The organism is Micromonospora sp. NPDC049580, from assembly GCF_040675595.1.
Taxonomy (GTDB): domain Bacteria; phylum Actinomycetota; class Actinomycetes; order Mycobacteriales; family Micromonosporaceae; genus Micromonospora.
This window is the reverse complement of sequence record NZ_JBFAPG010000523.1, coordinates 1-4184: the sequence shown is the minus strand read 5'-3', so window position 1 is coordinate 4184 and position 4184 is coordinate 1. Positions and strand designations below refer to the sequence as shown.

General features: G+C 73.7%; 5 protein-coding genes. 4 read left to right on the top strand and 1 reads right to left on the bottom strand.

Annotated features, from left to right (window positions below; all coding sequences use genetic code 11):
• From urtB to urtE, 4 genes are all read left to right on the top strand, one after another.
• The coding region (gene urtB, locus AB0J68_RS28315; protein WP_363941467.1) for an urea ABC transporter permease subunit UrtB at window positions 1-946 on the top strand (946 nt) is incomplete at its 5' end.
• A complete protein-coding gene (urtC, locus tag AB0J68_RS28310) occupies window positions 943-2130 on the top strand; it encodes an urea ABC transporter permease subunit UrtC (protein WP_363941464.1) in 1188 nt (395 codons plus the stop codon). The genes urtB and urtC, both read left to right, overlap by 4 nt.
• Window positions 2127-2903, top strand: coding sequence for an urea ABC transporter ATP-binding protein UrtD (gene urtD, locus AB0J68_RS28305; protein ID WP_363941461.1), 777 nt, complete (start codon window positions 2127-2129; stop codon window positions 2901-2903). Before urtC ends, urtD begins: the two co-directional genes overlap by 4 nt.
• On the top strand, window positions 2903-3595 hold the full coding sequence (gene urtE, locus AB0J68_RS28300) for an urea ABC transporter ATP-binding subunit UrtE (RefSeq protein ID WP_363941458.1): 693 nt from the start codon (window positions 2903-2905) through the stop codon (window positions 3593-3595). Before urtD ends, urtE begins: the two co-directional genes overlap by 1 nt.
• 18 nt (window positions 3596-3613) lie before the next feature.
• Here the strand turns inward: urtE and AB0J68_RS28295 are convergent.
• On the bottom strand, window positions 3614-4184 hold a 571-nt coding region (locus AB0J68_RS28295), incomplete at its 5' end, for a substrate-binding domain-containing protein (RefSeq protein ID WP_363941455.1).

Sequence of the window (4184 nt, the reverse complement as noted above, 5' to 3'; positions counted from 1 at the left end):
GCGGCGCGCGCCTCGCGGCCCGCCCGGGCCACCCGACGAGCAGTACGGAGTACCCACCGTGACAGTCCTCTTCGGTCAACTCTTCACCGGCATCAGCATCGGCGCGGTGCTGCTGCTCATCGCGCTCGGGCTGGCGCTGACCTTCGGCCAGATGAACGTCATCAACATGGCGCACGGCGAGTTCATCATGGCCGGCGCGTACACCACGTACGTCCTGCAGCAGAGCATCACCGGCGCGGGCCTGTCGCTGCTGGTCGCGCTGCCGGTGGCGTTCGCGGTCGCCGGCACGATGGGTGTGCTGCTGGAGATCCTGCTGATCCGCCGGCTCTACGCGCGCCCGCTGGACACCCTGCTGGTCACCTGGGGGGTGTCGCTGATGCTGCAACAGCTCGCCCGCGACGTCTTCGGCAGCCCGAACGTGCAGACCCGCGCGCCGGACCTGCTGACCGGCAACGTGGCGTTGCCCGGCGGGCTGACCATCGCCAACAACCGGCTGTTCATCCTGGCCCTGGCCCTGGCCGCCGTCGCGGCGCTCACCCTGGCGCTGCGGCTCACCCCGCTCGGGCGCCGGATCCGCGCGGTGGTGCAGAACCGCGACCTCGCCGCGGTGTCCGGCATTCCCACCGCCCGCGTCGACCGGACGACGTTCTTCCTCGGCTCCGGCCTGGCGGGGCTCGCCGGGGTCGCGCTCACCCTGCTCGGCCCGATCGGCCCGACCATGGGCACCAACCTGATCATCGACGCCTTCCTGGTCGTCGTGGTCGGCGGGATCGGCCAACTCAAGGGCAGCGTGATCGTCGCCTTCGCCCTCGGCGTGCTCCAGGCCACCGGGGAGTACCTCACGACCCTCAGCGTCGCCAAGGTGATCGTGTTCGTGGCGATCGTCGCGTTCCTCCAGTGGCGGCCACAGGGCCTGTTCACCCTGCGGACCAGGAGCCTCGCATGACCGCCGTGACGCCCGCCCCACCGGACACCGCCGTGCGACCGGCACCCGCTGGCGCCGTACCGCCGAACCCGCCGGGGGGACGGTCGCGGCTGCGCGCGGCGGCGGGCTTCGCGTTCGGCGCGGCGCTGCTGTTCGCCGTGGCGCCGCTGGTGCTGTCGGACTTCCGGCTGGCCCTGCTCGCCAAGTACCTCTGCGTCGCCATGGTCGCGGTGGGCATCGGGATCGCCTGGGGCCGGGGCGGGATGCTCACCCTCGGCCAGGGCGTCTTCTTCGGCCTGGGCGGCTACGCGATGGCCATGCACCTCAAGCTCGCCGACGCGGGCCCGGGTGGGATGCCCGACTTCATGCAGCTGTACGGGCAGCTCGACGAACTGCCCCTGTGGTGGCGGCCGTTCGCCAGCCCGTGGTTCGCGCTGCCCGCCACGGTGCTGCTGCCGATGGCTGTCGCCTTCGGGCTCGGTTCGCTGGTGTTCCGCCGCCGCGTGCGGGGTGCGTACTTCGCCATCCTCAGCCAGGCCCTCGCGGCCGCCATGGTGATCCTCCTGATCGGGCAGCAGGGCACCACGGGCGGCACCAACGGGCTCACCGACATCGAGGGCTTCTTCGGCTACGACCTCGACGATCCGGTCAACCAGCGGATGGTCTACTTCATCATCGCCGGCGTCCTGCTGGCGTTGCTCGCGCTGGCCCGTCAGCTCATCCACAGCCGCTACGGCGAGCTGCTGGTGGCGGTCCGCGACGGCGAGGAGCGGGTCCGCTTCCTCGGCTACGACCCGGCGTCGGTCAAGCTGGTGGCGTACGTGGTCGCGGCCGGTATGGCGGGGCTGGCCGGGGCGCTGTTCGTGCCGGCGGTGGGCATCATCTCGCCCGCGCTGATCGGGATCGTCCCGTCGATCGAGTTTGTCATCGGGGTTGCGGTGGGTGGCCGGGCGACGCTGCTGGGCCCGGTGCTCGGCGCGGTGGCGGTGGCCTGGGCGCGTACCGCCCTGTCGGAGCGTTTCCCGGGCACCTGGACGTATCTGCAGGGGTTGCTCTTCGTGGTCGTGGTGGCGTTCCTTCCCGGCGGCCTGGCGTCGCTGTGGGCGCTGGCCCGCCGCCGCGACGCCGGCCCGGAGCAGAGCCGGCGCGGCTGGTCAGCGCTGGGCCGACGACGCGCCGAGCGGGCGGAGGTGGTGGCCCCGTGAGCGAGGACCGACTGGACGGGTTGTCCGTCCGTGACGTGCGGGTCAGCTTCGACGGCTTCACCGCCGTCGACGGCGTCTCGCTGGAGGTGCCGGCCGGCGACATCCGGTTCCTGATCGGCCCGAACGGCGCCGGCAAGACCACCCTCGTCGACGCGGTCACCGGCCTGGTGCGGGCCACCGGCTCGGTGCGGTTCGGCGACCAGGAGCTGCTCGGCCGCCCGGTGCACCGGATCAGCCGGCTGGGCATCGGGCGAACCTTCCAGACGTCGACGGTGTTCGAGGAGCTGTCGGTCGTGCAGAACCTCGACATCGCGGCCGGCGCCCGGCGGAGCTGGGTGACCCTGGCGCGGCGCCGGCGGGGGATCCCCGACGAGGTGGCCGCCGCGCTGGAGACCATCGGCCTCGCCGGGCGGGCCGACCAGCTCGCCGGGACGCTCGCGCACGGCCAGAAGCAGTGGCTGGAGATCGGCATGCTGCTGGTGCAGGACGCGCGGCTGCTGCTGCTCGACGAGCCGGTCGCCGGGATGAGCCACGAGGAGCGCGACGCCACCGGCGCGCTGCTGGAGACGGTGAGCCGGGACCGCACGGTGGTGGTGATCGAGCACGACATGGACTTCCTGCGCCGGTTCGCGCGCAGCGTCACGGTGCTGCACGCGGGGAAGGTGCTCAGCGAGGGCACGGTGGCCCAGGTCCAGGCGGACCCGCGCGTGCAGGAGGTCTACCTTGGCCACCCGGTCGCCGCCGGGTCGGCCCCCAGCCCTCTGGAGGCATGATGCTGACCCTGCGCGGGGTGCACGCCGGATACGGGCGTTCAAGGGTGCTGCACGGGGTGGACCTCGCCGTCCCGCCCGACGGGGTGGCCGCGGTGCTCGGGCACAACGGCGCCGGCAAGAGCACCCTGCTGCGGGTCGCGGCGGGCCTGCTGCGACCCAGCGCCGGCACCGTCGAGCTGGACGGCGAGGACGTCACCCGTCTCGCGCCGCACGAGCGGGTGGAGCGCGGGATGGCGTACGTCCCGCAGGGCCAGCAGTGCTTCGGGCACCTGACGGCCGCGGAGAATCTGCGCCTGGTCGCCGACGGCCGGCGCGACGGCGCGGTGGCCACGGCGGAGGTGCTGGACCTGTTCCCGGCGCTGCGCCCGCTGCTGCGCCGACGGGCCGGGCTGCTCTCCGGCGGCCAGCGCCAGCAGTTGGCCATCGCCCGCGCGCTGATCACCCGGCCCCGGCTGCTGATGCTCGACGAGCCGACCGAGGGCATCCAGCCGTCGGTGGTCGCGGAGATCCAGGAGCGGATCGTCGAGCTGACCCGACAGTCCGGCTTCAGCGTGCTGCTCGTCGAGCAGCACCTGGGTTTCGCGCTGCGGGTGGCGAACCGCCACCACGTGCTGGAGTCCGGTCGGGTCACCTCGGACGGCGACGGGGGAGTCACGGCGGAGCGGGACGTCCGGGCGGCCCTGGCGGTCTGACCGCACCCCTGCCGCCGGTCAGGTCGTCGGGGCGGGGCCGGTCGAGTCGCGGACGACCAGCAGGTGGCCGGTGGCGCGGCGGCGGGGACGCGCCGAGCGGGGCTTGAGGGCGAGGGTGAGCGCCGTGCGGCCCATCTCGGTCATCGGCAGCCGGATGGTGGTGAGGCTGGGCGCGAGGTCGGCGGCGACGGAGACGTCGTCGAAGCCGACGACGGAGATCCGCGCGGGCACCGGCACGCGGCGCGACCGCAGCGTCGAGAGGACGCCGATCGCCATGGCGTCGTTCAGCGCGATGATCGCCGTGGTCTCCGGGTGCTCGTTGAGGATCTGCTCGGTGGCGGCCCGTCCGCCGCCGCGGGTGAAGTCCCCGTGCACGACCGTCAGGTCGGCGGGGCGCAGCCCACGCTGCCGCAGCGCGGACGTCACGCCGGCGAGCCGGTCGGCGACCGTGGTGAGGCCGGCGCTGCCTGCGGCGACCGCGATGCGGTGGTGGCCGAGGTCCATCAGGTGCGCAGCGAGCGCGCGGCCGCCGGCCTCGTTGTCCGGCAGGACGGCGTCGACGCCGAGCGCGTGTCGGCCGATGGCGGCG

Excerpts from the sequence above, each read along its gene's own strand:
- urtC (WP_363941464.1), top strand. The coding sequence starts at position 943 with ATGACCGCCGTGACGCCCGCCCCACCGGACACCGCCGTGCGACCGGCA.
- urtE (WP_363941458.1), top strand. The coding sequence starts at position 2,903 with ATGCTGACCCTGCGCGGGGTGCACGCCGGATACGGGCGTTCAAGGGTG.